Source organism: Clostridium sp. AM42-4, from assembly GCF_003480105.1.
Classification (GTDB): Bacteria; Bacillota; Clostridia; order Lachnospirales; family Lachnospiraceae; genus Brotaphodocola.
In genome coordinates, this window is record NZ_QUIK01000001.1 from 178,931 (window position 1) to 205,906 (window position 26,976).

Genomic DNA, 26,976 nt, shown 5'->3' on the forward strand with positions numbered 1-26,976 from the left:
CAATAGTTTTTGCTGAACTGTTTTTTCTATTGTATTTCCGCCAAAAACCGATATACTTAAGGTGGAAGGGGTATTTTATAATGAATAAGGGGGTATTACTTACTATGAACATCTGCAAAGCAAAAAACTATCAGGACATGAGCCGCAAAGCGGCCAACATCATCTCCGCACAGGTTATCATGAAACCGCACTGTGTATTAGGTCTGGCCACCGGTTCTTCCCCGATCGGCACCTACAAACAGCTTATCGAGTGGTATAACAAGGGCGATCTGGATTTTGCCCGGGTTAGCAGTATCAATCTGGACGAGTACAAAGGCTTAAGTCCGGAAAACCCGCAAAGCTACCGCTATTTTATGAACACCAACCTGTTCGACCATGTCAACATTGATAAAACCCGCACATTCGTGCCTAACGGTCTGGAACCGGACCCGGAAAAAGCCTGCGCGGCATATGAAGAAATCATCCGTCAGTCCGGCGGCATAGACTTACAGCTTCTCGGACTTGGCCGCAACGGCCACATCGGTTTCAACGAACCGGCAGACTCCTTCGCCCGCGAAACCCACTGCGTCAACCTGACCGAAAGCACCATTGATGCCAACAAGCGCTTCTTCGAGTCTGAAGATGATGTTCCGAGACAGGCCTACACCATGGGCATCGGAAGCATCATGAAGGCCAGGAAGATTCTGGTGGTAGTCAGCGGCGAAGACAAAGCCGATGCATTAAAAGCCACCATCTGCGGACCTATCACTCCGCAGGTACCGGCATCCATTCTGCAGCTGCATAATGATGTCACGATTGTGGCAGATGAAGCGGCCTTAAGTAAAATGGAGATCTAAATCAAATATGGGATGAAGTCCACTGTGATACATGATCGCAGCTGAACCTCATCCCATATGTTATTTTTCATTTAAATAAGATTACCAGTTTAATCTGCTTTCCTGATTCCCAGAATCTTCTCGGCCCGCTCCACTTCTTCCTTCGTCGGAGCCGGTACACTTTCCAGCGTGTACGGAATTCCCAGATTCTGCCACTTGAACAGTCCCAGACTGTGATACGGCAGGATTTCTACCTTTTTCACGGTCTTTAATTCATCAAGCATACCTCGCATAGCCTTAAGATCATCTTCCTGGTCGGTGAGCCCAGGTACCAGCACATGGCGGATCCACATATCTTTTCCGGTGTCGGAAAGATACCTTGCCAGATCCAGAATGTTGTCATTCGCAACACATGTCAGTTCTTTATGGCGCACGCCATCCATCTCTTTAAAATCCAGCATGACCAGATCCGTCAGTTCCATTAATTTCCGGAACTTACCAAAGAACGGCTCTTCTCTGGTAAACGGATTTCCTGCCGTATCCAGTGTCGTGTGAATGCCTTTTGCCTTCGCCAGCTTAAAAAATTCCAGCAGAAAGTCGATCTGCAAAAGCGGTTCTCCGCCGCTCACGGTAATACCGCCGTTATTTTTCCAGTACGTACGGTAGCGGTACACCCGGTTGAACAGATCCTTTGCGGTCCATTCTTCGCCGCCGGACATACTCCAGGTCTCCGGGTTATGGCAGTAACGGCAGCGCATTCTGCAGCCCTGCAAAAATACCACGGTGCGGACACCCGGTCCGTCTACCAGACCAAAGGTCTCCAGGGAATGCACATGACCCACAAGTGCTTTGTTCTCTTCCATGAACTCTCCTCCTGTATTGTTTCTATGATTATAGTATCTCCCGAAAAGTAAAAACACTCCGGTATAGGGAAATTTTCGTTCCCCCCGGAGTGTTTTTTATCAGACTTCCGTCCGTAAATTACATGCTTGCGTGGCAGGTTCTGGAGATTACATCCATCTGCTGCTCTCTGGTTAAGTCGATGAACTTAACAGCATAGCCGGATACACGGATGGTGAAGTTTGCATACTCCTCTTTCTCCGGATGCTCCATAGCGTCGATCAGCTTCTCGGTACCAAACACGTTTACGTTTAAGTGATGAGCGCCCTGATCGAAGTAGCCGTCCATAACCTGTACCAGGTTGTCGATACGCTCCTGAGCGTCGTGACCCAGTGCGTCCGGATTGATGGTCTGGGTATTGGAGATACCATCCAGAGCCCACTCGTACGGAAGCTTTGCAACAGAGTTTAAGGAAGCAAGAAGTCCGCTCTTCTCTGCGCCGTAAGACGGGTTTGCACCAGGAGATAACGGCTCGCCTGCTCTTCTTCCATCTGGCATGTTACCGGTTGCCTTACCATATACTACGTTGGAGGTAATGGTCAGGATGGAGGTAGTAGCCTCGGAATTTCTGTAAGTGTGGCGTTTCTTTAACTTCTCAAGGAAGGTCTTTAACAGCCATACTGCGATATCATCTGCACGGTCATCGTCGTTACCATAACGCGGGAAGTCACCCTCAGTCTCGAAGTCCATGATCATGCCTTCCTCATCACGGATTGCTTTTACCTTTGCGTACTTGATTGCGCTTAAGGAGTCAACAACGTGAGAGAATCCAGCAATACCGGTAGCGAAGGTACGGCGTACATCGGTATCGATGAGTGCCATCTCAGCTGCCTCATAGAAGTACTTGTCATGCATGTACTGGATCAGGTTTAAGGTATTTACATACAGACCTGCCAGCCAGTCCATCATAACATCGTATTTTCTGATGACCTCATCATAATCAAGATACTCGGAGGTGATCGGTCTTAACTCCGGACCAACCTGCTCTCTGCTCTTCATGTCGCGGCCGCCGTTCATAGCATACAGCAGGCACTTAGCCAGGTTTGCACGTGCGCCGAAGAACTGCATCTCTTTACCGGTCTGGGTAGCAGATACGCAGCAGCAGATGGAGTAGTCATCGCCCCATACCGGCTTCATCACGTCATCGTTCTCGTACTGAACAGAGCTGGTGTTAATGGAGATGTGAGCTGCATACTTCTTGAAGTTCATCGGAAGGGCGGAGGAGTACAGAACAGTCATGTTCGGCTCCGGGCTCGGTCCCATGTTCTCTAAGGTATGCAGGAAACGGTAGTCGGTCTTGGTTACCATGGAACGGCCATCTACGCCGATACCACCGACTTCCAGGGTAGCCCATACCGGGTCACCGGAGAACAGCTGGTTGTAGGACGGGATTCTTGCGAATTTAACCATACGGAATTTCATTACCAGATGGTCGATCAGCTCCTGTGCCTCAGCCTCGGTGAGTACACCGTTTGCAAGGTCACGCTCAATATAAATATCAAGGAAGGTGGAGATACGGCCGACACTCATTGCGGCACCGTTCTGGGTCTTAACTGCGGACAGGTATCCGAAGTACAGCCACTGAACAGCCTCTTTTGCGGTCTTAGCCGGCTGGGAGATATCGTAGCCGTAGGACTGAGCCATAACCTTCATGTCTTTCAGAGCTTTGATCTGCATGGACAGCTCTTCTCTCTGACGGATTACTTCATCAACCATGGTTCCATCGCCGCAGTTTGCGAAGTCATTCTGCTTCTCCTGGATCAGGAAATCGATACCATACAGAGCCACACGGCGGTAGTCGCCTACGATACGTCCACGGCCGTAGGTATCCGGAAGTCCGGTGATGATCTTGTTGTGACGTGCCTTTTTCATCTCAGGAGTGTAAGCATCGAATACACCCTGGTTGTGGGTACGGCAGTACTCGGTAAAAATCTTGTGCAGCTCCGGATCCGGCTCATAGCCGTAGTTCTGGCAAGCCTGCTCAGCCATCTTGATACCGCCGTAAGGCATGAATGCTCTCTTTAACGGCTTATCGGTCTGAAGACCAACGATCTGCTCTAAGTCCTTATCAGCCTCGCTGATGTAGCCCGGGCCATGGGAAGTGATGCCGGAAACGATATGGGTATCCATATCCAGAACGCCGCCCTTTGCGCGCTCCTCTTTCTGCAGACCCTGCAGGATTCCCCACAGTTTGTCAGTAGCCTCAGTCGGGCCAGCCAGGAAAGACTCATCGCCATCATACGGCTTATAGTTCTTCTGAATAAAGTCACGAGTGTTTACTTCCTCTTTCCAGAGGCGGCCATCAAAACCATCCCACTGCTCAAAGTTCGTCATTTGGTGTTTTCCTCCTTAAAATTGTACTGTGTTCACACAACCTGTGTGTGAAACAATTGTCTGTATTTTTGCATACTGTATACATTACTGCCAGAAAAAAATATAACCTCTCAAATATTTCGCTATCTGATTAGTCATATCGTCTGTCCGTCACGGGCCGCTGCCTGTTTTTGCAGACCAGCAACGCCTTTGTATACATCAATACCGCCATGATTTGTTAAATTCATAACGATTCATTCTATAGCAGGCCATTCATCTGACCTGCATATAGAATATCATATTTTTTCTAAATTGCAAGCGGTATATTTGCGTTTTTTTCTCAACTTCCGGGAAGTATCTGTTTTTGTACAATCAGTTTTTTTGTTAGAGTAAATAACTTTTTTTCTGCAAAATCCGGTGTAAAAATCCTACAAACTACGCCAGGCTCTCCCTGACCAGCTTTGCTGCCTGGATCACTACAGTTGGCACAAATGCGCATACCCCTACTGCAGTCACCTGGCGCAGGCTCAGATCAGCAGCCGCAAACAATACCTGCAGACCCGGCAGAAACAATACGGCTGCCAGAAGCAGCACCCCCGCCTCAAACGCCATAATGCTCCACATATTGCTGCGCAGTCCAAGGCGCAGCACCGAACGGCTGCTGCGACAGTTAAAGCCGTGAAACAGCCGGGCAAGCGTCAGGGTAGAAAAAGCCATGGTACTTGCTGTTCCCGCCCCTCCTGTTTCCCTTCCCATATGGTAAGCCGCCATGGTGCCTGCCGCGATCAGCAAGCCCTGTGCAAACAGGCGGATGAAAAAAGGAAGCGTCAGGATCCGCTCCTGCGGATTTCTCGGCGGCTGCTCCAGTAAACCTTCCTCCTGCGGCTCCATGCCAATCGCGATGGCGGGCAGGGAATCCGTGAGAAGATTGATAAACAGCAGATGGACCGGGGCAAAGGGCATCGGGAAATCCAGAACCGACGTATACAGCACGCACAGAATTCCTGCCATATTCCCGGAAAGCAGAAACTGGACCGCATTCCGGATATTCCGGTACACATTCCTGCCGTTGGCCACCGCCTTGATCAGGGTCGCAAAATTATCATCTGTCAGGATCATGGACGCCGCATCCTTGGAAACCTCGGTTCCCATCAGCCCCATTGCCACGCCGATATCGGCTTTTTTTAAGGCCGGGGCATCGTTCACACCGTCTCCGGTCATCGCTACAATCCGTTTTTTCCCCTGCCAGGCCTCCACAATGCGGATCTTATGCTCCGGTGAAACCCGTGCATAGACAGCAATGGAAGAAAGCTTCTGATTAAGCACCTGATCATCCATCTGGTCTAATTCCTGCCCGGTCACCGCCAGATCTCCCGGTTCCAGGATCCCCGTTTTTTCTGCAATCGCCAGCGCGGTCACCAGATAATCCCCCGTGATCATCACCGGGCGGATCCCCGCCCGCTTTGCCGCCAGAACCGCAGGCTTCGACTCAGGCCTCGGCGGGTCCGCCATCGCCGCCATTCCCAGAAAGATTCCCGAATCCTCCAGCTCCAGGCTGCAGGCCTGCAGCTGCTCCAGCGGATGATAGGCCACCGCCAGTACTCGCAGCCCCTGCATGGCCCAGTTTTCATTCTGCTTTAAGACCTGTCGTTTTTGCTCTGCCAGAAACGGCCTTATCCCGTTTTTCGTCAGGATTTTTTCTGTCCGCTCCAGAATAACATCCGGTGCTCCCTTCATAAACAGCACACAGGCTCCGTCACAATGGTGCATGGTACTCATCCGCTTTCTTGCAGAGTCGAACGGAAGCTCCCCAAGCCGCGGCATCTCCTTCCGCACTGCTTCCGGGGAAACTCCCGCACGGAGAGCCATCGACAGTAGCGCTGTCTCAGTTGGGTCCCCGGTAAACACATCTCCCTGCACAGCGGCATCATTGTCCAGCACGGCTCCATACAAAAAATACCGATGCACCGGGTCGTATACCTTAAGCTGCGGCGGTGTCAGCTCCCGCCCATCCACAAATACCTGCTCCACAGTCATGCGGTTCTGCGTCAGGGTCCCTGTCTTATCGGAACAGATCACCGACACACATCCAAGACTCTCCACCGCCTTTAAATCCTTAATGATGGCATGCTCCTTCGCCATCTGCTGGGTCCCCATGGCCTGCACGATCGTCACGATAGAGCCAAGTGCCTCCGGAATGGCAGCCACCGCCAATGCCACCGCAAACATCAGCGATTCCAGGACCGGGGTTCCACGGTACAGACTCAGCCCAAACACCAGCGCACAGATTCCTAAGATCAGCGCAGCTAGACGTGCGCTGAATTCGTCCAGACTGATCTGCAGGGGTGTTTTCTTCTCCTGCGCTGCATTCATAAGGCGGGCGATCTTTCCAAGCTCCGTATCCATCCCCGTCGCAGTCACCACAAACGCTCCCCGGCCTCCTGTCACCAGAGAGCCCGCAAAAACCATATTCTTCTGGTCCCCCAGGGCAATCCCGGATTCTTTTTCCTGTTTGTCCCCGGCATCTTTTTCCCGCCCGGCCTCCACCGTTTTTTTCAGCCTGGCTGCTATAGCATTCTCCGGTCCATCGCCTGCTTCGCCTTCTGCCTCTTCGGCCGCCCTTCCTGTCACCTTTTTCAATCTGGCTGCTGCAGCATTTCCCCTAGCACCGCGAAAACGAAGTGCTTCTGCACACTTCTCCACCGCCAGGGACTCCCCCGTCAATGAGCTTTCATTCACCTGGAGATGATAGCATTCCAGCAGCCTTCCATCTGCTGCCACCAGACTGCCCGCATTTAACAGGACTACATCTCCCGGCACCACCTTTGCCGCCGGAATTTCCTTTGGGACTCCATCACGCAATACCTGTGCGGCTGGTGCGGACAGCTTTTTCAGACTCTCCAGTGATTTTCTGGCCTTCTCATGCTGGACCGTCCCCAGCACCGCGTTCATAAAAAGCACCGCAAAGATCACCACTGCGCTCTCCCCGCTGCCGGAAACCACAGAAATTGCGGCTGCCGCGATCAGGATCAATACCAGAAGATCCTGAAACTGCTCCAAAAACACCTGCCAGAGCTTCTTCCCGGAATGCTCCTGCAGGATATTTTCCCCATACTGTCCGCAGCGCACCTCCGACTGCTTCCAGGAAAGGCCACTGTGGCTGCTTTCCATTCCGCGCAAAACCTCCTCTGGTGTCATCCGATACCATTCTTTCATTTTGCCACCGCGTTTTTCTTTTCCGGCCACGGCCTGCGACACCGTTACTGTCCATGAAGCGTAACACGGCACCTGCCAGCAGCACTCTTACTTTTTATCATATGCGGCGGGCAGAGCATTCATCCCTTTTTACCATTCTTTCTTTCCCAAAGCTTCCTCCACACCTGTAACAATGCCATCACCAGAAGTCCACCAAAAAAGAAGATTGCTCCAATGCTCACTGCAACCAGAAGAATTTTGGTTACCTTCTCTAAAAACTCCTGCAGTCTGGATTTTTGCCGTTTCGATTCCAGTTCTGCTTCCTTTTCTTTCTCTTCTATCTGCACCATTGTCTCCTGCCGGAGCGGTGCTTCTGTCTCTTCCTCAGTTTCAGGTACTTCGGCTTCCTGCACCAGAAGCTCTGTTTCCTCTCCCTGCACTGCACGCTTCAGCTCATTCCAGCGCTGTGGATCCACATATCCCTCATACACCACGCGGTAATCCCGGAGCAGACGGCTGCCATGCCCCACAGCATCCCGGCAGATCACGCCTTCTTCATTCACATAAGCCTCCCCGGACCAGGATAGCCCGGATATCTCGTACTCATCTGCCGGAAGATCCATGCTTTCCAGTAATTCCTCGCCATACTCCTCGACGATATCTGTTAGATTTTCCGCTTTCAAGGTCTGTTCTCCAAGCCAGTACTCCTCTGCCCCATAATCATAAAAGGTCAGTGGAAACGAAAAGTCATCCTGCCAGTAAGCATTCTCCTCCATCTGCTCCACAGCCCGGCATGCCACCAGCTCCTCCTCATTTCCTGCCAGAACGGAAACATCGATTTCAGACGGCAGATCTGCTTCCCCCTCAATTGCCTCATAGGTCACCTCACGGCGCACCATCTCTGCGTGAACCTCCAGACACCCGACCACTGCCATCTGGACCAGAACCAGGCCCACCCACAGCGCAGTCTGTATTGCTTTCACATTTTCCTTTGTCATGCTCTTCCCCCGGATCAGTCTCCATTGCTATTTCCTCATGGTTTCCTTACCCGCATTCTACTTCGGGCCGGAACACGCGTCAAGCGCATTCCGGCCCGGTCCACACATTCCATGCCGCAAAATTCGACAATTCTTTTTTTCATCTACTGGCTTTCTCTGGCCCTTTCTCGTTTTCTTTGGCTTTTCCTGGTCCTCTCTGCATTCCTCTGGCTCACCCTGATTCTCTCTGCGTTCCTCTGGCTCCCCCTGCTTCTCTTTGTTTTTTCTGGTTCTCTCTGTTCCCTTCTTCTTTTTTCTGCCTTTCTCTACAGTTTCTTCCGCAATTCAGGCTTCGTACACCATATGGTACAGCCGCTCTAACTCCTGAAACTGGGCCAGCTCCCGCAGCTCCTCAAGTCCGTCCAGAATTCCTTCCAGATACCAGCGGTGGGATTCGCGGTGTTTTTCGTTAAACCGCTGCCAGATCTCGTCGCCGATCACCATGTAATCGCGGGCCGTGCTGCGCATATTGCTCAGCTTGTCTCCCAGAGTCAGCAGCTTCACCTCCCGCGGTGCCCGCTTCAGATGCGCCACCGTGTTGGCTTTGCGCTCCTTCCAGGTCAGTGATTTATCCTCACTCTCTGCCTGCACCAAAGATAATACCCGCGCACCAAACTCACCTTGGATTTCATCCGGTGTCACGCTGGTATCCTCCAGCACATCATGCAGGTACGCCGCCGCAATGACCTCCGGGTCATCCGTCATCTGTGCCACGATCAGCGCCACCTCCATTGGGTGATAAATATAAGGAATCCTGCTCCCCTTCCGCATCATGCCCTCATGGGCCTTTGTCGCAAATGCTGCCGCTCTCCGAATCATCTGCTTATCCCCATTCTTATTTTCAGTTACTGTTCACACCTGTGTACCAGCAACCCTTTTATCCAGTTTCATAGAATCCGTTACTGTCCACGCACTACGCAAACAGCAACTCCCCTGCCACTTCTGTATTACTAATTGCTATGATTCCATTTTATCACACTCCCACACTCCCCGAAAGGGGAAAGTTGCAAATCCCATCAAATGAATTTAGAACCCCAAAAAATCTGAAAATAATATAGAAGCTCTTTCGTTCACACAGACAGGCCCGGTAAATCAGAGGTAAGGCAGAATCATGGAATCGTAAGAAAAGTTGCCTTGTAAAAACACTATTTTTCTGCTATGCTATTGGACAGATCATCGGGCATTTTGCCTTGCGATAAAAGGAGATTTTATGGAACAGAACCAACAGCCTGCGTCCCACCGCGACCGCCGGTACCGCAGGAAAAAACAAAGTGAATGGCCACATATCCTCTTATTTTATGTGCTTCCATTCATCGTATTCAACAGCATCTTATTTTTCTGCTTAACAGCCAAACCAAAACTCAGCGTTGTCGTGGAGGACACCAACGACTATCTTTCCACTAACGTTGTCCTGACTGTCAGATCCTTTTTCCCGACCAAGTCCATCAGCATGACACTGGACGGCGAAGCACTGGAGCTGGAAAAGGGCAAACACCGCACCTACACCGCAACCGTTTACAAAAACGGTTCCATCGAAACCACTGTCGTGAACTTAAACGGCATGCCATCCACCGTGTTTGAGCATGTCAATGTGCTGGATGACAACCCGCCGGAGTTCTCCCAGACCGATATCCAGGATGGCATCGTTACCATTACCGTTGCCGACAGCCAGTCTGGCATCAACTTCGATTCGATCTATGCACTAAATTCCGCCGGTGAGCGCGTGGAGCCATCCAGCGTAGACCGCGCCAGCAACACCCTCTCCTTCGAGATGGACCCGGCCGGACTTCATGTTTATGCCCGCGACAAGGCCGACAATGAAGTACAGGGCACCTTCACCTCCCACAAGGAAGGCAGCGTAGAAACCCTGGAAGGCGGAGCAGTCGACCCGGAAGAGGCTGCAAATGACAACAGCGTGGCAGAAGAAACTACCGCAGTGTCCGTACAATAAACAATACCGCACAGTACATATCAAAGGGGCGAAAGCTCCCGCAGCCGCTATATCTGACGGCTGCGGGAGCTTTCGCCCCTCGTTCGTTAAGTAACGATATGATTTATTTTCTGACACGTCCGTACGTCTCTGCCAGCTCCCGGCACCTTGCAAGAAGCTCCGGAGTCAGATCATCCTTCTTCATACGCCAGCGCCAGTTTTTCCCAAGAGTAGACGGCTCGTTGATGCGGGCCCGGTTGCCTAACCCCAGATAATCCTGAACCGGGATCACTGCCAGCTTTGCCACACTGGCCAGTGCCAGACGGATATAGTCCCAGTGGATCTCGCCCTCCGGTGTATGGGAATTCCCAAGATAGCGCACGGCAAACGCCTTTGCCTCCGGTTCCAGGCTGCGGTACCAGCCCTGCAGGGTCATATTGTCGTGGGTCCCGGTATAGACCACACAGTTTTTCGGATAGCGGTGCGGCAGATACGTACTCTCGCCGCTGGCATCGAACGCAAATTCCAGAACCTTCATGCCCGGGAAACCTGTTTTCTTAACCAGTTCCAGAACCGACGGAGTCAGAAAGCCCAGGTCCTCCGCAATGATCGGAAGCTTTCCAAAGCGCTTCTTCATAGCTTTAAACAGCGCATAGCCCGGTCCCTTCTCCCAGTGGCCAAACTCCGCAGTCTTGTCCTTTGCCGGAATGGAATAATACTCATCGAAGCCGCGGAAATGATCCACACGCACTACATCATACAGGCGGAAGCTGTACTCCATGCGGGCCAGCCACCACGCATAGCCCGTCTTCTTGTGATAATCCCAGCGGTACAGCGGATTGCCCCAGAGCTGTCCCGTCTCAGAAAATGCATCCGGTGGACACCCGGCAACAGCCTCCGGCTGTCCATCCGCAGAAAACTGGAACAATTCCGGATGCGCCCAGCTGTCTGCGCTGTCCATGGCAACATAGATCGGGATATCCCCAATGATCTTCACACCCTGTTCATTTGCATAGCGCTTTAGCTGTGCCCATTGCTCCTGAAACTCGTACTGCAAAAATTCATAAAACAGGATTTCATCCTGACAAAGCTCCTGATACTTTTTCACGGCTTCCGGCTTTCTTGTCCGGATATCTTCATCCCACAAAAGGAAGCTTTTTCCCTCAAAATGATTTTTCACCGCCATGTAAAAGCAATACTCCCTGGTATCTGCGGTAAGCGCATACTCAAACAGCTCCCGCAGCTTCTTTTCGCCGCGTCCTTTCTTTTTCTGCTGCTTTTTCCAGCGCTCAAATGCCTTTTTCAAAAGCGGGAAACGGTTAAAATACTGCTTCTCGTAATCAATATCCTGCGCATCGGAACCGAGGTCTGCCGCATCGCATTCCGCTTTCATCAGCAATCCCCTGGCAATCAGCACTTCCAGATCGATAAAATACGGATTCCCCGCAAATGCGCTGAACGACTGGTAAGGAGAATCCCCGTAGCCGGTCGGCCCCAGCGGCAAGATCTGCCAGTACCGCTGACCGGCCGCCGCCAGCTGGTCCACAAAATCATACGCTTCCTTTGAAAATGCACCGATTCCATACTCCGATGGCAGACTCGCCACCGGAAGCAGCATACCACACGCCCGCTTCATACCCATTTCCTCCTGTTTCTTTCACTTTCAAAATTCTGTAACTGTTTCGTGCCTGCTCACCGCTCAGACCTGGCGCACCCGCGCCGAGAATCCCTTAAACCTCCATACAAATACTACCAGACGGAAGATCCAGTCCACAAACATCGCATACCAGATTCCCAGGACACTCATATGAAGTCCCTTTACAAACACATAGCCAAGACCAATGCGGAACATCCACATGGAAAAGACTGAAACCATCATTGTAAATTTTGCATCCAGACCGGCACGCAGTGTATTCGGCAGTGCAAAGGCCAGCGGCCAGAGCACCATGCCACAGGAATGCGCCAGCAAAAGCTTCTGCGCCAGGTCCGATGCCTCCGGAGACAGATTATAAATTCCGACCACAAAGCTCCGGAACACCGCCATCGAGGTACAGATCACAAGCAGCAGCCCGTAATTGACTGCGATCACCTTCTTTGTATGCCGCTTTGCCTGCTCCGGCTCGCCCGCGCCCACGCACTGCCCCACAATCGTAATGAGGCCCAGTCCAAGCGCCACACCTGGCAGATACTGGAATGTCACCAGATTCGTTGCCACCGCATAACCGGCGATCGATGCCGTTCCCAGCGTCGAAACCAGACTCTGCAATGCAATCTTTCCAAACTGGAACATGCCGTTCTCCAGTCCGCTCGGAACTCCAACGGCCAGGATCTTGCCGATCATATCCAGCTGCGGGACCAGCTGGCGGAAGCTGTATACCCGGATGCTGTTCTTCGGGCTGCGCACCAGGATCACCATTACCACCGCCGCAAACATACGGGAAACCAGCGTCGGGATCGCCACACCCTCCACTCCCATGTGAAGTCCGAATACGCAAAGCGCATTGCCCGCCACATTGATGGCATTCATCGCCAGAGAAACCTTCATGGAAACCTTCGAATTTCCCATAGAGCGGAACAAGGCCGCCCCGGAATTATAAAGTGCCAGAAACGGATACGACATTGCCGTAAACCAGAAGTAAGTCTGTGCGTTATCCATGACCGATGCTTCCACCGAGCCAAAGATCAGCCGCAGCAAATGCCGGTTCCCAATAAACGCCACTGCCGCGATCAGCAAAGAAAGCGCCGCCGTGATCAGTACCAGCTGCCCCGCCGCCCGGCACGCCTGCTCCGGCTTTTTCTTTCCAATATACTGGGAGCAGACCACCGCTCCACCGGTTGCCATAGCCGACAGCACCTGAATGATCAGCACGCTGATGGAATCCACCAGCGCCACGCCGGAAACCGCCGTTTCCCCTACTGCCGCCACCATGACAACATCCGCCATGCCCACTAAAACAGCCAAAAGCTGCTCTACCAGAAGCGGGGCAAACAGATGGACCAGATCCTTCCTAGAAAACATATCCATGAATTTATCCCCTGAGTTTCTATAATTTATAAACAAATCTATAAACAGATATCTCAATGATACCTATTTTGCCAAAACTTTACAAGTATTACTTTTCAGAAAAGCAATTCTGGGATATACTAGGAATGTTGTTTACGCTATATAGATAATCAGAAAGAGAGACCCTATGATCAATCCAATGAAATTAATGAAAATGAAAAATGCATGGTCCCGCTTCGCGGCCAACCATCCTAAATTTCCGCTCTTTTTAAATGCTATCGTCAAACGTGGCGTCCAGGAAGGAACCATTTTTGAATTCAAGGTCACCTCACCGGACGGCCAGGAGCTCGTAACCAATATGCGCCTCAGCGCAGACGATATCGAACTGTGGAAGGAACTGTCCGAGGCCATGCGGTAGGCATGGCAAGCAGAATTTCCGAAGCCATGCGACAGGCAACGACAAACAAAACTGCCCAAGGCCATGCGGCAGGCAATGACAAACGAAACCGCCCAAGGCCATGCGGCAGGTGATGGCCGCATGCCAGACAAAAAGGAGGATACCATGGCCAGAATCCGCAATCGCGCCACCGGCGCCTTTCCAACCTGCACTATAAAAATACTGGCGATGCTTCCCTCCGTCGCCATTGCTGCTGCCATTTTTTATTTCTCCAGCCAGCCAGCTGACCAGTCCACCCTTATGAGCAACGGTGTCACCCAGATGCTTTTATCCATCGCAGATAAGCTCCATCTGCTGGAACTTGAACAGATCAATGTGCCTGCCATCTGCGAATTTCTCAGCATGCCGGTGCGAAAATGCGCCCACATCACCGAATACACCGTACTCTTCCTCTCCCTGGTCTTCGGTCTGCGAACCTGGGGACTGCATGGAAAACGCCTGTTGAACGCAGCACTCGCCGTCACCTTTTTCTATGCCTGCACCGATGAATTTCACCAGCTGTTCGTGCCGGGGCGGGCCGGACGCTTCAGTGATGTGCTGATCGACAACATTGGGGCGGCTGGGATCAGGCTGATGGTGCTGATTTTTTATCGCTAAAGAAAAAAACTACAAGGAATACTCCTGTATTGCCGCAACAATGGCACTGCGCTGCCACTTTACTGTCACCCGGCAATTGATCTGCATCCACTTCGGCGCCGGACTGTCATCGCGCGGGCGCACCCCGATCAGCGGTTTATGGAATTCATTCGCAAATTCAATCGCAAAATCCGCCCATTTTCCATACTCCCCATACATTTCTGCAAAAAGCACCACACAGCTGCACTCCGAAATGCGGTGACGCAGAAGAAGCTGGCGCCGCTTCCATTCCTGTTCATCCAGCCCATTATTAAAGCTCACCGAATCATCCGTCCATTTAAAATAATTTGTCGTATTCAGCCACCCACACACCGTATCATAAAGCTCACGGCAATTTTTTGCACGACTGATCACAAGATGTCTATTTTTCAGTACCGGCATCCTCATCCCCCTTTGCCCCCAATTTTCCTCTTTGACAATCGTCTGTTAAATAAAAAAGAATACACATCCCAGCGGAGCGTTTTTGTTCCATAAGACGCAGATTCCCCTGAAACGCAAAAAGACAGTTCACTACGGACTGTCTTTTGTAATGTAATGCCTTTATTCTACTGTACTTTTCTGAAAAGAGACACCTTGCTGTCAACTTTCCCTGTTATTTGTCACCTTTTGTGTTACTGCTCGTGCGGTATGCCCGGCAATGCATATTTTCCTGCATTTCCTGACGTGAAAAGAATATGCCTTGGCACATTCTCGCGCTGAAACACGATTGTTTCAACAACGCAGTTTCCGCTCCGGGAAGTTCCTCCCTGTATACAGTAACTACCCTACATATTTAAAATGGCAACACCTGCAAACAGATTCTCTGATTTCAGAATTCCTACCAGCCAGCCTCCATGCGGGAAGCAATCTTCTCCCGGTATTTCGGGCTGATGCGGAACACCTCGCCATTCTTCATGCGGATTGCCTGACTCTTCACCGCATCCACATATTTTAAATTCACCAGATAGCTGACCTGAACCCGCACAAAATTATAATCCTGCAGGATCTTCTCCATGTCATCCAGCTTACCGCGGACCAGCGGCTTGTTGCCATTCGCCATATACACATCGATGTAATGGTTGCGGCTCACCAGATACATGATATCATTTACGTCCCACACATGGTACTTTGCACCCTCCGGCACGATCACCTGTGTCGCAGCAATCTTTCTTTTATAGGAAATGATTGCCTGCTCCAAATCCTCATCCAGGTTATTTTTTCGGACGAAATAAAGCGGATTTGTGTCAAACGAAGCAAACACCTTATCGTCGTATGCGGAAACAAAAACCACTTCCCCAAAGCGGCCGGAATTCTTCCACTCTCTTGTAATATTGATTCCATCCTGCTCCGGCAGGACAATATCCATAAATACCAGCTGATACGTTTTCTCACAGGATTCCAGCTGTTTAATGCTATTCATACGGTCTACCTCAAACTCCAGATCGTATTTCCGAAATAAAGCTTCCACCTTCAGCTGTACAAGTTCTGCCAAAATTTTATTATCATCAAAAATTAACGCATTTCTCATAGCTACTCTTTATCTCCCCAGTAAAGCTCCTATCCTGTTACTGTTCACGCATACGCGCCCAGTAACCCTATCCCTTATTAGTGAAACGAATTCATTATACTAAAGGGAAATATTTTTGTAAAACGGATTTCAAAGATTCAGAACATCGCACAAAGGAATGTAGGAGAAATGCGGGAAAACTGGGGGATTTTGCCATATGAAATTTGTCAAAAAATGTCGTGCATCCTATCTGCGTGGGATTCCGAAATAGCATAGGCGTACATCTGGAACAAATGCATATGAAAAGTGTTACACTTCCTGCTTCCTTTGCAGACTTTCAATCCCACTTCTTACCAGAGAATCAAGCAACCGTTCCCCAGATTCATTCATCTCCAGCCAGAGCCTGTAACCATTCTTCTCCCCATCTTTAAAATCATAAAGTTCTCCGCCTCGGGCGATCAGCTCCCGGGATTTTCCCTCATGTTTATAATCCCGATACTGGATCCGGTAACGCTGTGTCCAATTAACCAGGCAATAATATCCCTCCTCGTGGACTGCATTCTGTATGATCTCTTCCCATCGTGCAACCGGCTCCGGTGATTCCTCACCAAAAACCTCAAACCAATCTCTCTCAAAATCATATGGAACCCTTGTTATCTCACTATATCTATCCCAAAGAAGTGTTCCCATCTCCTGGGCACGATCATCGAAGATCCGAATTTCACATACTGGATCAAACGACAAGCTTCCATCACGGATGTCACCTCCGGTATTTCTGATAATATAGTGATTATCCGCCCCCGTCAGTTTCTGGTCCCAGGCAAACGAAGGCTGCTTTTCCTGCTCTAGGGCCAGTCTTTCCTGTGCCAATGCTTGTCTTTCCTGCTCCTGTTTCACGGATGCTGATATGCTTACATGGTAATTGCCCCATGTGAGCAGAAGAGCAAAAATAGCTACCACGGTTCCTATTGGACCAGCATTTTTCTGAAAAACCTTCCATAGTTTTTTGAAAGACTTTTTTGTATTTCCTTTTTTAATCCGTTCCTTCCGGGTATTTTTCATAAACCACCTCTTTTATGGTCTTCGCGCCTTTCAACGCCTCATAGTACTTCTGCATTCTTCTGGAAAAAGAAGCATTTCTGTTTGATGTTTCTACGTCCAGTGTAACACTGCCCATGATTTCTTTATCCATAGTTGGCCCTCCATCGGATAAACCTGGTTATGATTTATCGATTTTCTAAAAAACCGCATGATTGAACGATACCTGCCAGCGTTCTCCACACTTAGGTACCGCAATTCAATCAGCGGTGAAGTGATTAAATCTATTTAAAATTGTCCACAGCGATGGAATGTATATCTACCAATCCATGTTTCCACACAATCCATTTTTCACTAACCATCTTTTCTCATGCACACGCAACGCCAGTTGCAATCGCAAGAAGAATAAGAATTGCAATATAAGTCCATAAAAATTTTTTATCTTTTGCTTTATTGACTAATACAAGGATGATTCCCATTAAAATTACAATACTAAGAGCCAGCGTGAGATTCATCACCAAAATAAAATGTGCTGTAATTTCAGCTTTCTGAAAGGCCTGATAGTTGATCGTCAAAAGCCCAAACACTGAAACCAGAATTCCCATAAGCGTTAATACATTGGCATAAATTTTATGGGAAATTTCTTCCACATCTTCTTTTGCTTTTTCTACCTGATTAATCGTTTGTTGTTCGTACTCTTCTTTGTAATTTCCTAATCCTCTATACTTTTCTTCATCCTGAAATGAAGCACCTGGCTGTTTATCATATGACATATCTGGAATGTCAGATAACTGTTCAAACATAATCTGAGCAATTTTCATTCCCTTATGAAGTGAAAATATACTTTCAGAGATATTTCTTACCCGTAAAAAAGCATATGTGTGATGACCAGGCTGATAATGCGGTCCCGCAACAACCAGTCCCTGCCTCATTAAAGAATTTTTTTCTGCAATACGCCCCAAAATATTATGCGGAATAAGCAGCCTTTCCTCTGTCTTTACAAATACGGTTTCTCCTGGCTTTAGTTCATATATTGGATGAGTTTTCTCTTCTTTATCATATATAACGTCTATAGTCAGGTCATAAGACACTCCATTTAGATTGGATTTCTTATACTCTTTAGGATCAATCAATTCTCCTTTTTCCCGAATCCTCTCGTCTATGTCTTTATCCACTAGGATCATGACTTATCACCTCACTTTTTAATGCACTCATTATAGCACTTTCCCACAAAGCCTACAAGCCATTCTTTTACTCCATCCTTACTGCCAAAAGACGCACGGGTCTTCGGCACTCTTACCATCAAATGTGTCCTTTATTACGATTGAACCAACTACTACTTTGAAATTGAACAGGAAGATGGCAGAAAAAATACGGAAAGAGCAAAGCGCACCGCCCAAATCCGATTGTGCAGATGGGCCTCTTTACTGACGGAGACGGAATCCCGCTTGCGTTTAGCTTATTTCCCGGAAATCAAAACGAGCAGGCATCTCTGAAACCTCTTGAGAAAAAAGTAATTGATGAGTTCGGCTGTGAAAAATTTATTTTCTGTTCAGATGCAGGACTTGCTTCCGAAAGCAATCGCTTTTTGAATCATACCCAAAACCGTCAGTTCATCGTGACACAATCTATTAAGATTTATCGAAAAAGAAGCTGTTACAGAAGACGAAGGAATCGCAGATATCTTATATTTTCTGGATGAAGAAAAGATTGCCCAGGAGGCTCAATACAATGGTCTCTATGCTGTCTGTACAGATTTCTTTGAGGACACACCAGAATCCATCCTGAAGATCAGCGAGAGCAGATGGCAGATATAAGCCTGTTTCCGGATCATGAAAACTGATTTTTCCGCAGGACCCATTTATGTTCAGCGAGAGGACCGAGTCCGTCAAGTTACGGCTGCAGCGGATCAATTTTTTGATTCGCAGAGCAATCTTTAAATTAGAAATGCTCTGTGAATAATTCAGGATAAATTATAAAATCAATTGTTCGCCATTATATCAACATTGTATTTTTAACTTTTTAGATAGCTTAAAAAATCGTTCTGTAACAGGCATATTTACTTCTTACCAACTAATTTTTCAATATCATTGATGAAAAATGATAACATATCTCCTTTTCCAAGTTTTTTTCTTTGTCCAACATCTTTTCTGATTTCGTATATGATGTCTTCTAACAATAAAAGAGTTTCTGGATTGGCTTGTTCTATTGATGCCTTTCTATATTTCAGCCATTTTTTTACTACCTTATTAGATCCCCATAATGTTAATCCTTTGGAAAACTCTGCTACCATTTTACTCATTTCAGCTTCCGTCATACGCTCATTTAATGGCTTTTTCGTATCTGCCATAATCGTGTAAACCATACTTATAAACTGCTCATACGGTACTTCTCTTTTATCATACAAGTATTTTTTTACATTATATCGATAGTCAATAATTTTCGCTATTACAGATGTAAAAACAACACCTATTATAGATACTGTACCTGTTATCATTGCTACAATAATAACTTTATCTGTTGTACTTACAAACTTTTTTAAGAAAATAACTATTTTATCAATTCCTTTTCCACAGCTAGAAAGAACAAACCAGATCAACCATATCGTGATAAGCACAATCAACACTAGTAAAGCCAATCCCATCATAAAATTAATTCTGGGATGTCTCTGTGAAAATGGCAATTGTTCTTTTATTGTGCCTGAGTCTTTTTTTCTGTTTTTCATATTTTTTATTCACAGTCTCCGTTCATGTGTAAAATTACCTGTTTTTTTTATTTTCTATTAAGCTTTATGGTTCTATATTAACAAAACATTTGTTCTTTTTCAAGTCTAATACCTCATTTTCATGTATTTTTTAATTCCCGTTTGCAAAACTGCTATTATAAAGACTTGTCCTTTGCCGTCGCAAACGCAACCGAATCATCAATTTCCATTTCCAGACAAAGACACCGAACCAGAAGCGAGCCTGTAAAATCATAAAATTTTTTTCAAACCATATCTGTTAGAAAAAAAATATATAGTAAAACAAAAAAACACCGCTGAAAAAGCTATATAAAATAAGGCTTCCAGCGGTATTTTTCAAATTTGGGCTATCAAAGAAAAGGGCGGTTTACACGCAATTATTTGGAGAAAAACAGCACTTTCTAAAGTCAGGTACAAAAAACACTATCTAGCTCTCAGCTATCTGATTATCATACCATTTTTCCGACGATTCACCCCCTTTTCTTTCCGCTTCTCAAACTATCCAATTCTTCCTGTATCCTATCTTCACTGATTCCGTACTCTGCATCGGCATATTCTTTTTTCTGTTTTCTCTTCAATAAAAATGTTACGATGTTCCGCTGATCTTCTTCTGATAAAAGTTGAAACAGTCGCTTCTTTACTAAATTTTGCGCTTTGTGATCAGCATCCTCCAGTGAAATAAATGTTTCCAAACATTTCAAATCAATATGCCTTGTTTGCTTAACTGTCATGCCAATTTCTGCAGCTCCAGAGGAACAGCAATAACTAATAATTTTTGCAAAAGACCAGTTGTCTGAGATTAGTTTCTTTTTCCTATCTGATACGATCTCTGGAGCAATCTGTTCTAGCAACCACAAGAAATTCAGCCCATCTTGCTGTTCTAATGCAATTCCAGAATCCAAGGCTTCTACTCCCCGCGATTTAAAAATTTTTTCCAGTTCCGAAACATGCTCTAATATCAGCAATGTTTCTCTTTCTGATTCTTTTCTATCCGTAAAGCGCCCGTGTTGCTGCTCTAGCTTCTGAAGTATCAAAGCCAGCGTAGGAATCTGGATCTTTTTATTTTCAAATATCTGCCTTAAAAGAACATATCGTTCTGGCTCTTCCATTCCTTTTAACAGTGCCTCTACACAGGATATCAAGCGCCATGCAAACGGATAACTGAACAGACCTGTTTCTTTTACTTTAAACAAATGCCACTGTTCCATCAAGCATCTTATTATAAGTTCGCTGCGTACCAACGGTAACGGATATCTGTTTTGTTCCGCTACATATGCCTGGATTTTTTGAAATGCCGGTACAATTTTTCCATCTTCATACAATTTTCCGAGAGCCCCGGCAAAAGCATTTGCATCTGCTTCATATAACATACGATAAATTACCGTTGAAGATACTGCTTCTTCTTCCAGCAAGAATGAAAAATACCGTTCAAAACATGCAGATACTGCAACTCTGTTATCTGCCAAAAATCCATTGTGTTCATAACCGCGCCACGTTCCATGAGCGGAATCCAAACATACTGTTATTTTCGGGAAAAGAATTCCCAGTATATTTTCAGCTGCCTCTGGGTTTTGCAACATACTTCCGTCGCCCAGTAATATCCGCAATCCCTTTTCAATTTTATTCTTTTCCTGTGCCTGGCGCTCTGCACTATACCAACTATTCCCACCACATAGAATATCTTTATAGTAAAAAAGCTTTGAATATAATTGCGGCTCAAATACCTGTAAAGTAGTAATTCCTAACAGATCTATCGGATTCGTTTCCTCTTTCAGCAATCCATATTTAAGAGAAAATGTATTTGTAAAACGATTTACATCCAGAAAAGTATGAATATAAGATTTTAGTCCATAATGATAGAGCCACTGCCATTCAGATGGATTCCACCTATTTTCAGGAATATCTTTCACGATTTCATCCAGTTTTGTCGTAAAAGATTCCTGTTAGCTTATCCTGACTGCTTCGAGTTATTGGAAGATCATTATTTATCACGAACTTTTCTCCTTTGTATCCTTTCTCGCATCCATACCCAAACCATATGGAACCCCATTGTCTGTCATGGTATAATAACTATATCATAGATTAATGGAACGTTTCCATGAAAAAATTATCGAAAAGGAGGTTCCGACGCCATGCTCCCAGAAACATCTATCAACTGGAAATCATTTGAATACAAGCATGCCGCCAATCCACAGCGTGCTTTTGAAAACCTCACTTACTGTCTCTTCTGCCATGAATTTCACCAGCCATACGGCATTTTCCGTTATTTCAACCAGCCCCACATTGAAACGAATCCCATTCTCATAGACGATCGCTATATCGGCTTTCAGTCCAAATATTATGCCGACAGCGTTCTCTTATCTTCGAAAGAAAATGAATTAACCGAGGCTGTAAAAGGCGCTGCAAGGACATATCCCGGCATCACAACGCTCTACTTTTATATCAGCCGCGAATTTTCTCCCAGCTCCAAAAAGGATGATGTCGTACCAGCCTATCAGAAACATGTGGAAGCAACAGCAAAAGAACTTGGTATTGAACTGGTATGGCGCGTCCCCAGCCATATCGAAGCACAGTTGATGCAGGACAAAGAACTTACCATCTGCCGGAATGTATTTTTTCAGGTGGATTCTGCTGTACAGTCCTGCTACGAAAATCTCGAAAAACACAAACAGGATCTTTTTGAACACATTCATACAAGTGTGCGATATCAGGGTACAGACATCACCCTGGCAAATGCCGATCTGAATCTTACTGCTTTCCTTCACTCGGACAATCAGGTTTTACTCATAGATGGAAATGCTGGCTCTGGAAAGTCCGCTCTGGCCAAACAGCTTGCAACAGATTTTACGAACGATTCTGCCTTCCTCGTTTTTAAAAGTACCGATCTGGATGTAGATGACACACTGAAGTTTTTGGCTCCGTATGGCGAATTAAATCTGAATGAACTGATGAATGTCTACCAGAATGCCCAAAACCGTACCCTTTACATTGACGCAGTGGAAAAATACTTTGTTCTCGAAAACCAGCAAACCTTCGAAGATATCCTTGCCCTTTTCATCCACTCCGGCTGGAAACTAATCCTGACAATCCGAAGTGCTTATAAGGAGTCTTTCCAGAACCTTCTGTTACATAAAATCAACGTACAGACCTATCACCTCTCCCCGGTCAGTCACGATACTTTGCGTGAACTGTCCACTACCTATCAGTTCTGTCTTCCACAGGATCAAAAACTACTGGACCTTCTTTGCGCTCCCTTCTATCTGGGATTATATCTGGCACTTGATCATCTGGAGGATGCATCGATATTGTTTCTAACCAGAGAAGCATTTGAAGAAAAAATATGGAATGACATTATCCGTGACAACCGGAAAAGAAAAAACAATCTGCCGGTGCGGAGGGAAACCGCCCTGATCTCCCTGACCATGAATATGCTCCAAAACGAAAGTTATTTTTACACGATACAGGCAAATGATGATCACGATGCACTCGCCGAGCTGGAAAAAGCCGGAATATTGATCCAGAGCGATGATGCCCAGACCTATTGTCACAGTCACGACGTATTTGAAGAGCTGGTAGCTGGTCATATTTTTGCAGAACAATACCGGCATGGTATTCAGGATCAGGAGTTTTTTGCACCTTTTCGTGCCTCACTCCGCATCCGCAAGCTATTCCGCGAATGGCTGGCTGCCTTTGCTGCCAATCCCACCCATCAGGAACTTATTTTCCATCTTCTTGACTGCGAACAAGTTTCACAGATCTGGAAAGACGAAATTCTTCTGACCATTCTCAGCACAGATCATTTAAAAGAAATTTACCAGACACTTACGCTGCATATGACAGATAACAACTATGAACTGCTAAAGAAAGTTTCTTTCCTGATCAATACCTGCTGCCGCGCAGCCGATCATACAGAGCAGTACTGGAAGAAGGGTAATCTCCTTCCATTTCGCTTTTCCAAGCCATCTGGATACGCCTGGCAGGCCTTGTTTACATTCCTGCTGAATAAAAAAGATAACATTGCCTGGGATAAAAGTCTTATATCTGCCACAATCGAACTATTGGACTCCTGGACCAAACACATCGAACATTCGAAATCGGAAATTACCAAGATCGCAGGCACGATCGGAATTTTTCTGTTCCATAAGCTATCCGCCAATCGTAATCTGCGGTACGACATGAGAACAGAACAAATCCAAAAGCTGCAGGATGTCCTCATGAACTCCGCATGGATGATCCAGGATCCACTTAAAGACATCTTTCAGACTGTCATTGATGCAGCAAACAAAGCAAAACAGAAGCAATCGAACCATCGGTTTCCATTTCCGGACGAAGACGCGGAACCAGAAGCACCCAAAATGTATCTTAAACTGGCAGAATGTGCTGTATCTGGTCCCTACCACTATGGATACGTTCCTTTTGCCATGCCCGAAATAACCCTTCATCTGATGGAAGCGCTATGGCTGCAGCCCACTTCCAAACATGCTTCCTATTATCACCAGCCGTATATGGCGGAATATTTTGGGTTGTCTCATCATATGGACTTTATGTACGAGAACGCCAGTGCTTACCAAACACCTGTCTTTTCCCTGCTGCAGACAAATTACATCCTTACGACAGATTTTCTCGTCGACCTTTTTAACCAGGCAGGTACTTTTTATGTAAATTCCTTTTTAAATCAGGAATATAAAGAATGCTTCCAGATCACGCTTTACGTAAACAATACTCCCGTCAGACAAACCGCCTCCGACCGCTTATGGGATCTGTACCGTGGTACCTCCGTCGGCCCGAATCTGCTAATCAGCCTTCTGATGGGATTTGAGAAATGGCTCCTTCATATAGCCCCAAATACAAAACCAGACATCCTGATTGCTTACTTCCAAGACCTGTTGACGAGATCAAACAATGTCATGCTGACCTCCGTGATCGTCAGCATTGCCGAGGCATATCCTGACAAACTGTTTCCGCTTATCTGCGATCTCTTGCGCACCAAAGAACTGTTTCATCTGGATTCCCACCGCGCAACTAAGGAATACGCTGCATTCATTTCCCCGTTTGCCCCGCCTCTCTTTCGAGAAGAACGTCTGGAAAGCAATCGGCTCCCGCACCGGAAAGAACGCCTGGAATCTGTCATCCTGTCATACCAGAGCCATAGCCCAGAGTTTTCAAAGGCTGATTTTCAAGCACGAAAGCAAACCTTATACCATGCGATCGACCTTGCAACTGCCGATATAGATACCTGGCTTCCGAATGACAAATTTGCCTACTACCGAATGGACCTGCGGCATTACCAGACAATCACCGACATTCAAAAACAAGAGGACGGGCTGGCAATCTGTACCGTCCGCCCCGATTTTTCGGACGATATGCTTGCTTTAAGCCAGAAAACCCAGATAACTTCTGAGAACAGTTTAAGATATACAGATCTACAGATATGGAGTGACTACAAATTTCACAATGACCCCAAATTTCAGGAATATAAAAAATATGAAGATGTAACTGCGATCTGGCCGGAGTTCGATGAGATCTGTCAGTATCTGAATGGGATGATCACCTATGACGGGCTGACTCCAGACGATCAATTCCTGCTCCTGCATCGCTTTACTTCGATTGCAGCGTATACCAGTGCCGTTTTACTTCGTGATTTTAAAGAAAAACTATCCAATGAACAGATCAATTTGTGCGAAGATGTCATACTGTCCTTAGGCTCCTTCTTTAAGCAGCTTTCCCCGCTTGAGGCAGCCCAGGCTGGAAATGGCATGGAGGCAATTGCGGCCGGACTGATTCTTCTCGTCCATGAAGAAAACTCACGATCAGCAGATGATACGAATCCACTCTATCTGCTCCTCAGGCTGGCACTGAAGGACTGGGGTTATAACAGCTGCGTTATGGAACAAATCGCACTGGCACTCTGGAAACACAGTATCAAAGATGCAAGGCGATTTCTTTCTCTGTTTTTGCTCCTTGCAGAACCGTATGAAGCAATGCTTTTTCAAAGCAGTGATTCCACCGATGATGCTTTTTTTGCACAAAATAAAGACCTGATCATCCGTGCACTTGCAAATAACACCGTTGATCTCAATCATTTTGATTTCACCACACTTGATAGCATAACACTCTTGACACTGTTCTCTCTGGTTTCTGCACAAACAGAAGATGCCTTTCAACTTGCCTCTGCAACAAAAGACCTTGTGATGCCCCTTGTCTTTGCAGAGGCGCGGGAACTACACACTGAGCGCAGAAATATTTCCGGATACACCTTACGCTACGTTGTCTGGCTTGCCGATGTCCTTCTCTATTGTAATAAGGGCCAGCAAAAAATCCTGCTCGACTCATTCTTCAAATTTGCAGATCTGCGAAGGAACCATAACGTAGAGTACTTCCTCACCTACCTGATCCAGGAGCAGGAAATATACGGAAAAACCAATACGTTTTGGGAAATATGGGAATTCATGAAACCGTACATGATCGAATTGGGCAATCAAACCTTTCATTCTCATGCCGGCGAACCTGTGCCTTATGGATGTGACAAACTCATCATCACCTATTTATTTGCCAACTCCTCATGGAAACCCAACGTTCACAGGTGCGCCCTGCTCCCAGAAGAAAGAGCCGTATTCTTTCAGGATTTCATTGATAAATCCGAAAACACGAAAGCCATCCTCCATGCACTGGCCAAACTGCTCAATACCGTCGGTATGGAACCGTACAAAGAAAGTGGAATCGACTGGATATACAAACTGGTACTCAAAGATCCTGATTGCAGATTAACCTTATATGATAACACCTTATATTATCTGGAAGAATATATCGGGCATTACGTTGCACGCCACCGCCTGGATTTCCGGACAAACGTACCACTCTCCTTAAAAACACAGACCGTGTTGGAATACATGGTGAATCAAGGCTCACCAATTGCCTTTTTCCTTCGGGAACAGATCTAAGTCTGGGTAGTTTTTAACTGACTGGAGGCATTGGCAATGAAGGGGATGTAGGTTCTCAAAAGAGGGCTCAGTGCGGGAGCCCTCTTTGGGAAATCGGAATCGGATCATAGTTGCCAACACATCAATCCCTCTGCGCAGATTTGTATAGCCAGCAGCAAGATATATTTTTTGAATCCTGTCGCATCATTCAACATGATTCAGTTCTCCCATAATGATTCGGATGATTTCTGCAGAAGCATTGTTGTAAATTTCGGCTTTTATGCCATTGGAATTTCGAATTCTCGAATCTATTCGCCCACTGCTGCAGGTGAACCTGTTCGGCAACCAAACTTGTTTGACTGCCCATAGTCTGACCTCCATAGTCGGTCAAAAAAGTTGAGTATTTAATTTTTTTGACTCTGTATAGTGTTAGACTATTATCGCAGAAAACAGAAGCTAAGAACAGGTACTTGCTTTGAAGCGTTTACGAAAGAACGTATGC

The 26,976-nt window shown here is 46.9% G+C and carries 19 protein-coding genes; 5 read left to right on the forward strand and 14 right to left on the reverse strand.

The genetic code is table 11. From position 1 onward, the window contains the following. Positions 1 to 104 precede the first annotated feature (104 nt). Positions 105 to 836: a glucosamine-6-phosphate deaminase gene (gene nagB, locus DW922_RS00800; protein ID WP_118725490.1), complete on the forward strand. Its 732-nt coding sequence runs from the start codon at positions 105 to 107 to the stop codon at positions 834 to 836. A gap of 89 nt (positions 837 to 925) precedes the next feature. Here nagB and pflA read toward each other — a convergent pair whose 3' ends face one another. The 5 genes from pflA to DW922_RS00825 form a co-directional block, all read right to left on the reverse strand. Continuing rightward, complete coding sequence (gene pflA, locus DW922_RS00805; protein ID WP_118725491.1) at positions 926 to 1,678, reverse strand: pyruvate formate-lyase-activating protein; 753 nt, start codon at positions 1,676 to 1,678, stop codon at positions 926 to 928. Between the two features lie 118 nt (positions 1,679 to 1,796). Further along, positions 1,797 to 4,049, reverse strand: coding sequence for a formate C-acetyltransferase (gene pflB, locus DW922_RS00810; RefSeq protein WP_118725492.1), 2,253 nt, complete (start codon positions 4,047 to 4,049; stop codon positions 1,797 to 1,799). Positions 4,050 to 4,463: 414 nt separating this feature from the next. Then, the gene (locus tag DW922_RS00815) at positions 4,464 to 7,244 is read right to left on the reverse strand and encodes a cation-translocating P-type ATPase (RefSeq protein ID WP_243031954.1); all 2,781 of its coding nucleotides are present in this window, start codon (positions 7,242 to 7,244) and stop codon (positions 4,464 to 4,466) included. 119 nt (positions 7,245 to 7,363) lie between these two features. Further along, a complete protein-coding gene (locus DW922_RS00820) occupies positions 7,364 to 8,221 on the reverse strand; it encodes a hypothetical protein (protein WP_118725493.1) in 858 nt (285 codons plus the stop codon). A gap of 324 nt (positions 8,222 to 8,545) precedes the next feature. After that, positions 8,546 to 9,079 carry an HD domain-containing protein gene (locus DW922_RS00825; RefSeq protein WP_118725494.1) on the reverse strand — a complete coding sequence of 178 codons (534 nt, stop codon included), beginning with the start codon at positions 9,077 to 9,079 and terminating at the stop codon, positions 8,546 to 8,548. A gap of 391 nt (positions 9,080 to 9,470) precedes the next feature. On the opposite strand from DW922_RS00825, the gene DW922_RS00830 reads away from it, so the two are divergent. Further along, the gene (locus DW922_RS00830) at positions 9,471 to 10,211 is read left to right on the forward strand and encodes a hypothetical protein (RefSeq protein ID WP_118725495.1); all 741 of its coding nucleotides are present in this window, start codon (positions 9,471 to 9,473) and stop codon (positions 10,209 to 10,211) included. A 103-nt stretch (positions 10,212 to 10,314) separates the two neighbouring features. Here DW922_RS00830 and malQ read toward each other — a convergent pair whose 3' ends face one another. After that, complete coding sequence (malQ, locus tag DW922_RS00835; RefSeq protein ID WP_118725496.1) at positions 10,315 to 11,826, reverse strand: 4-alpha-glucanotransferase; 1,512 nt, start codon at positions 11,824 to 11,826, stop codon at positions 10,315 to 10,317. 63 nt (positions 11,827 to 11,889) lie between these two features. Further along, positions 11,890 to 13,215 carry an MATE family efflux transporter gene (locus DW922_RS00840; protein WP_347560240.1) on the reverse strand — a complete coding sequence of 442 codons (1,326 nt, stop codon included), beginning with the start codon at positions 13,213 to 13,215 and terminating at the stop codon, positions 11,890 to 11,892. Positions 13,216 to 13,381: 166 nt separating this feature from the next. On the opposite strand from DW922_RS00840, the gene DW922_RS00845 reads away from it, so the two are divergent. Together DW922_RS00845 and DW922_RS00850 are read left to right on the forward strand one after the other, a co-directional pair. Beyond that, positions 13,382 to 13,612, forward strand: a complete 231-nt coding sequence (locus DW922_RS00845) for a hypothetical protein (RefSeq protein WP_118725497.1) — start codon at positions 13,382 to 13,384, stop codon at positions 13,610 to 13,612. A 75-nt stretch (positions 13,613 to 13,687) separates the two neighbouring features. Beyond that, positions 13,688 to 14,248, forward strand: coding sequence for a VanZ family protein (locus DW922_RS00850; RefSeq protein WP_195714970.1), 561 nt, complete (start codon positions 13,688 to 13,690; stop codon positions 14,246 to 14,248). 9 nt (positions 14,249 to 14,257) lie between these two features. On the opposite strand, the gene DW922_RS00855 is transcribed toward DW922_RS00850, so the two are convergent. The 7 genes from DW922_RS00855 to DW922_RS00885 all read right to left on the reverse strand — a co-directional run bounded on the left by DW922_RS00855 (position 14,258) and on the right by DW922_RS00885 (position 21,464). Beyond that, positions 14,258 to 14,668, reverse strand: coding sequence for a hypothetical protein (locus DW922_RS00855; RefSeq protein WP_118718338.1), 411 nt, complete (start codon positions 14,666 to 14,668; stop codon positions 14,258 to 14,260). 436 nt (positions 14,669 to 15,104) lie between these two features. Next, a complete protein-coding gene (locus DW922_RS00860; RefSeq protein ID WP_118725499.1) occupies positions 15,105 to 15,794 on the reverse strand; it encodes a LytTR family DNA-binding domain-containing protein in 690 nt (229 codons plus the stop codon). Between the two features lie 288 nt (positions 15,795 to 16,082). Beyond that, on the reverse strand, positions 16,083 to 16,643 hold the full coding sequence (locus DW922_RS00865) for a hypothetical protein (protein ID WP_147353348.1): 561 nt from the start codon (positions 16,641 to 16,643) through the stop codon (positions 16,083 to 16,085). 163 nt (positions 16,644 to 16,806) lie between these two features. Then, entirely contained in the window at positions 16,807 to 16,965 is a 159-nt protein-coding gene (locus DW922_RS17405) for a hypothetical protein (RefSeq protein ID WP_154106734.1), read from the reverse strand. Between the two features lie 214 nt (positions 16,966 to 17,179). Further along, positions 17,180 to 17,995 carry a hypothetical protein gene (locus DW922_RS00870; protein WP_118725501.1) on the reverse strand — a complete coding sequence of 272 codons (816 nt, stop codon included), beginning with the start codon at positions 17,993 to 17,995 and terminating at the stop codon, positions 17,180 to 17,182. 875 nt (positions 17,996 to 18,870) lie between these two features. Further along, entirely contained in the window at positions 18,871 to 19,536 is a 666-nt protein-coding gene (locus DW922_RS00880) for a hypothetical protein (RefSeq protein WP_118725502.1), read from the reverse strand. Between the two features lie 488 nt (positions 19,537 to 20,024). Beyond that, a complete protein-coding gene (locus tag DW922_RS00885) occupies positions 20,025 to 21,464 on the reverse strand; it encodes a hypothetical protein (protein WP_118725503.1) in 1,440 nt (479 codons plus the stop codon). Between the two features lie 222 nt (positions 21,465 to 21,686). Here DW922_RS00885 and DW922_RS00890 point away from each other — a divergent pair, with 222 nt between their 5' ends. Further along, positions 21,687 to 26,495, forward strand: coding sequence for a hypothetical protein (locus DW922_RS00890; RefSeq protein WP_118725504.1), 4,809 nt, complete (start codon positions 21,687 to 21,689; stop codon positions 26,493 to 26,495). Positions 26,496 to 26,976: the final 481 nt, after the last annotated feature.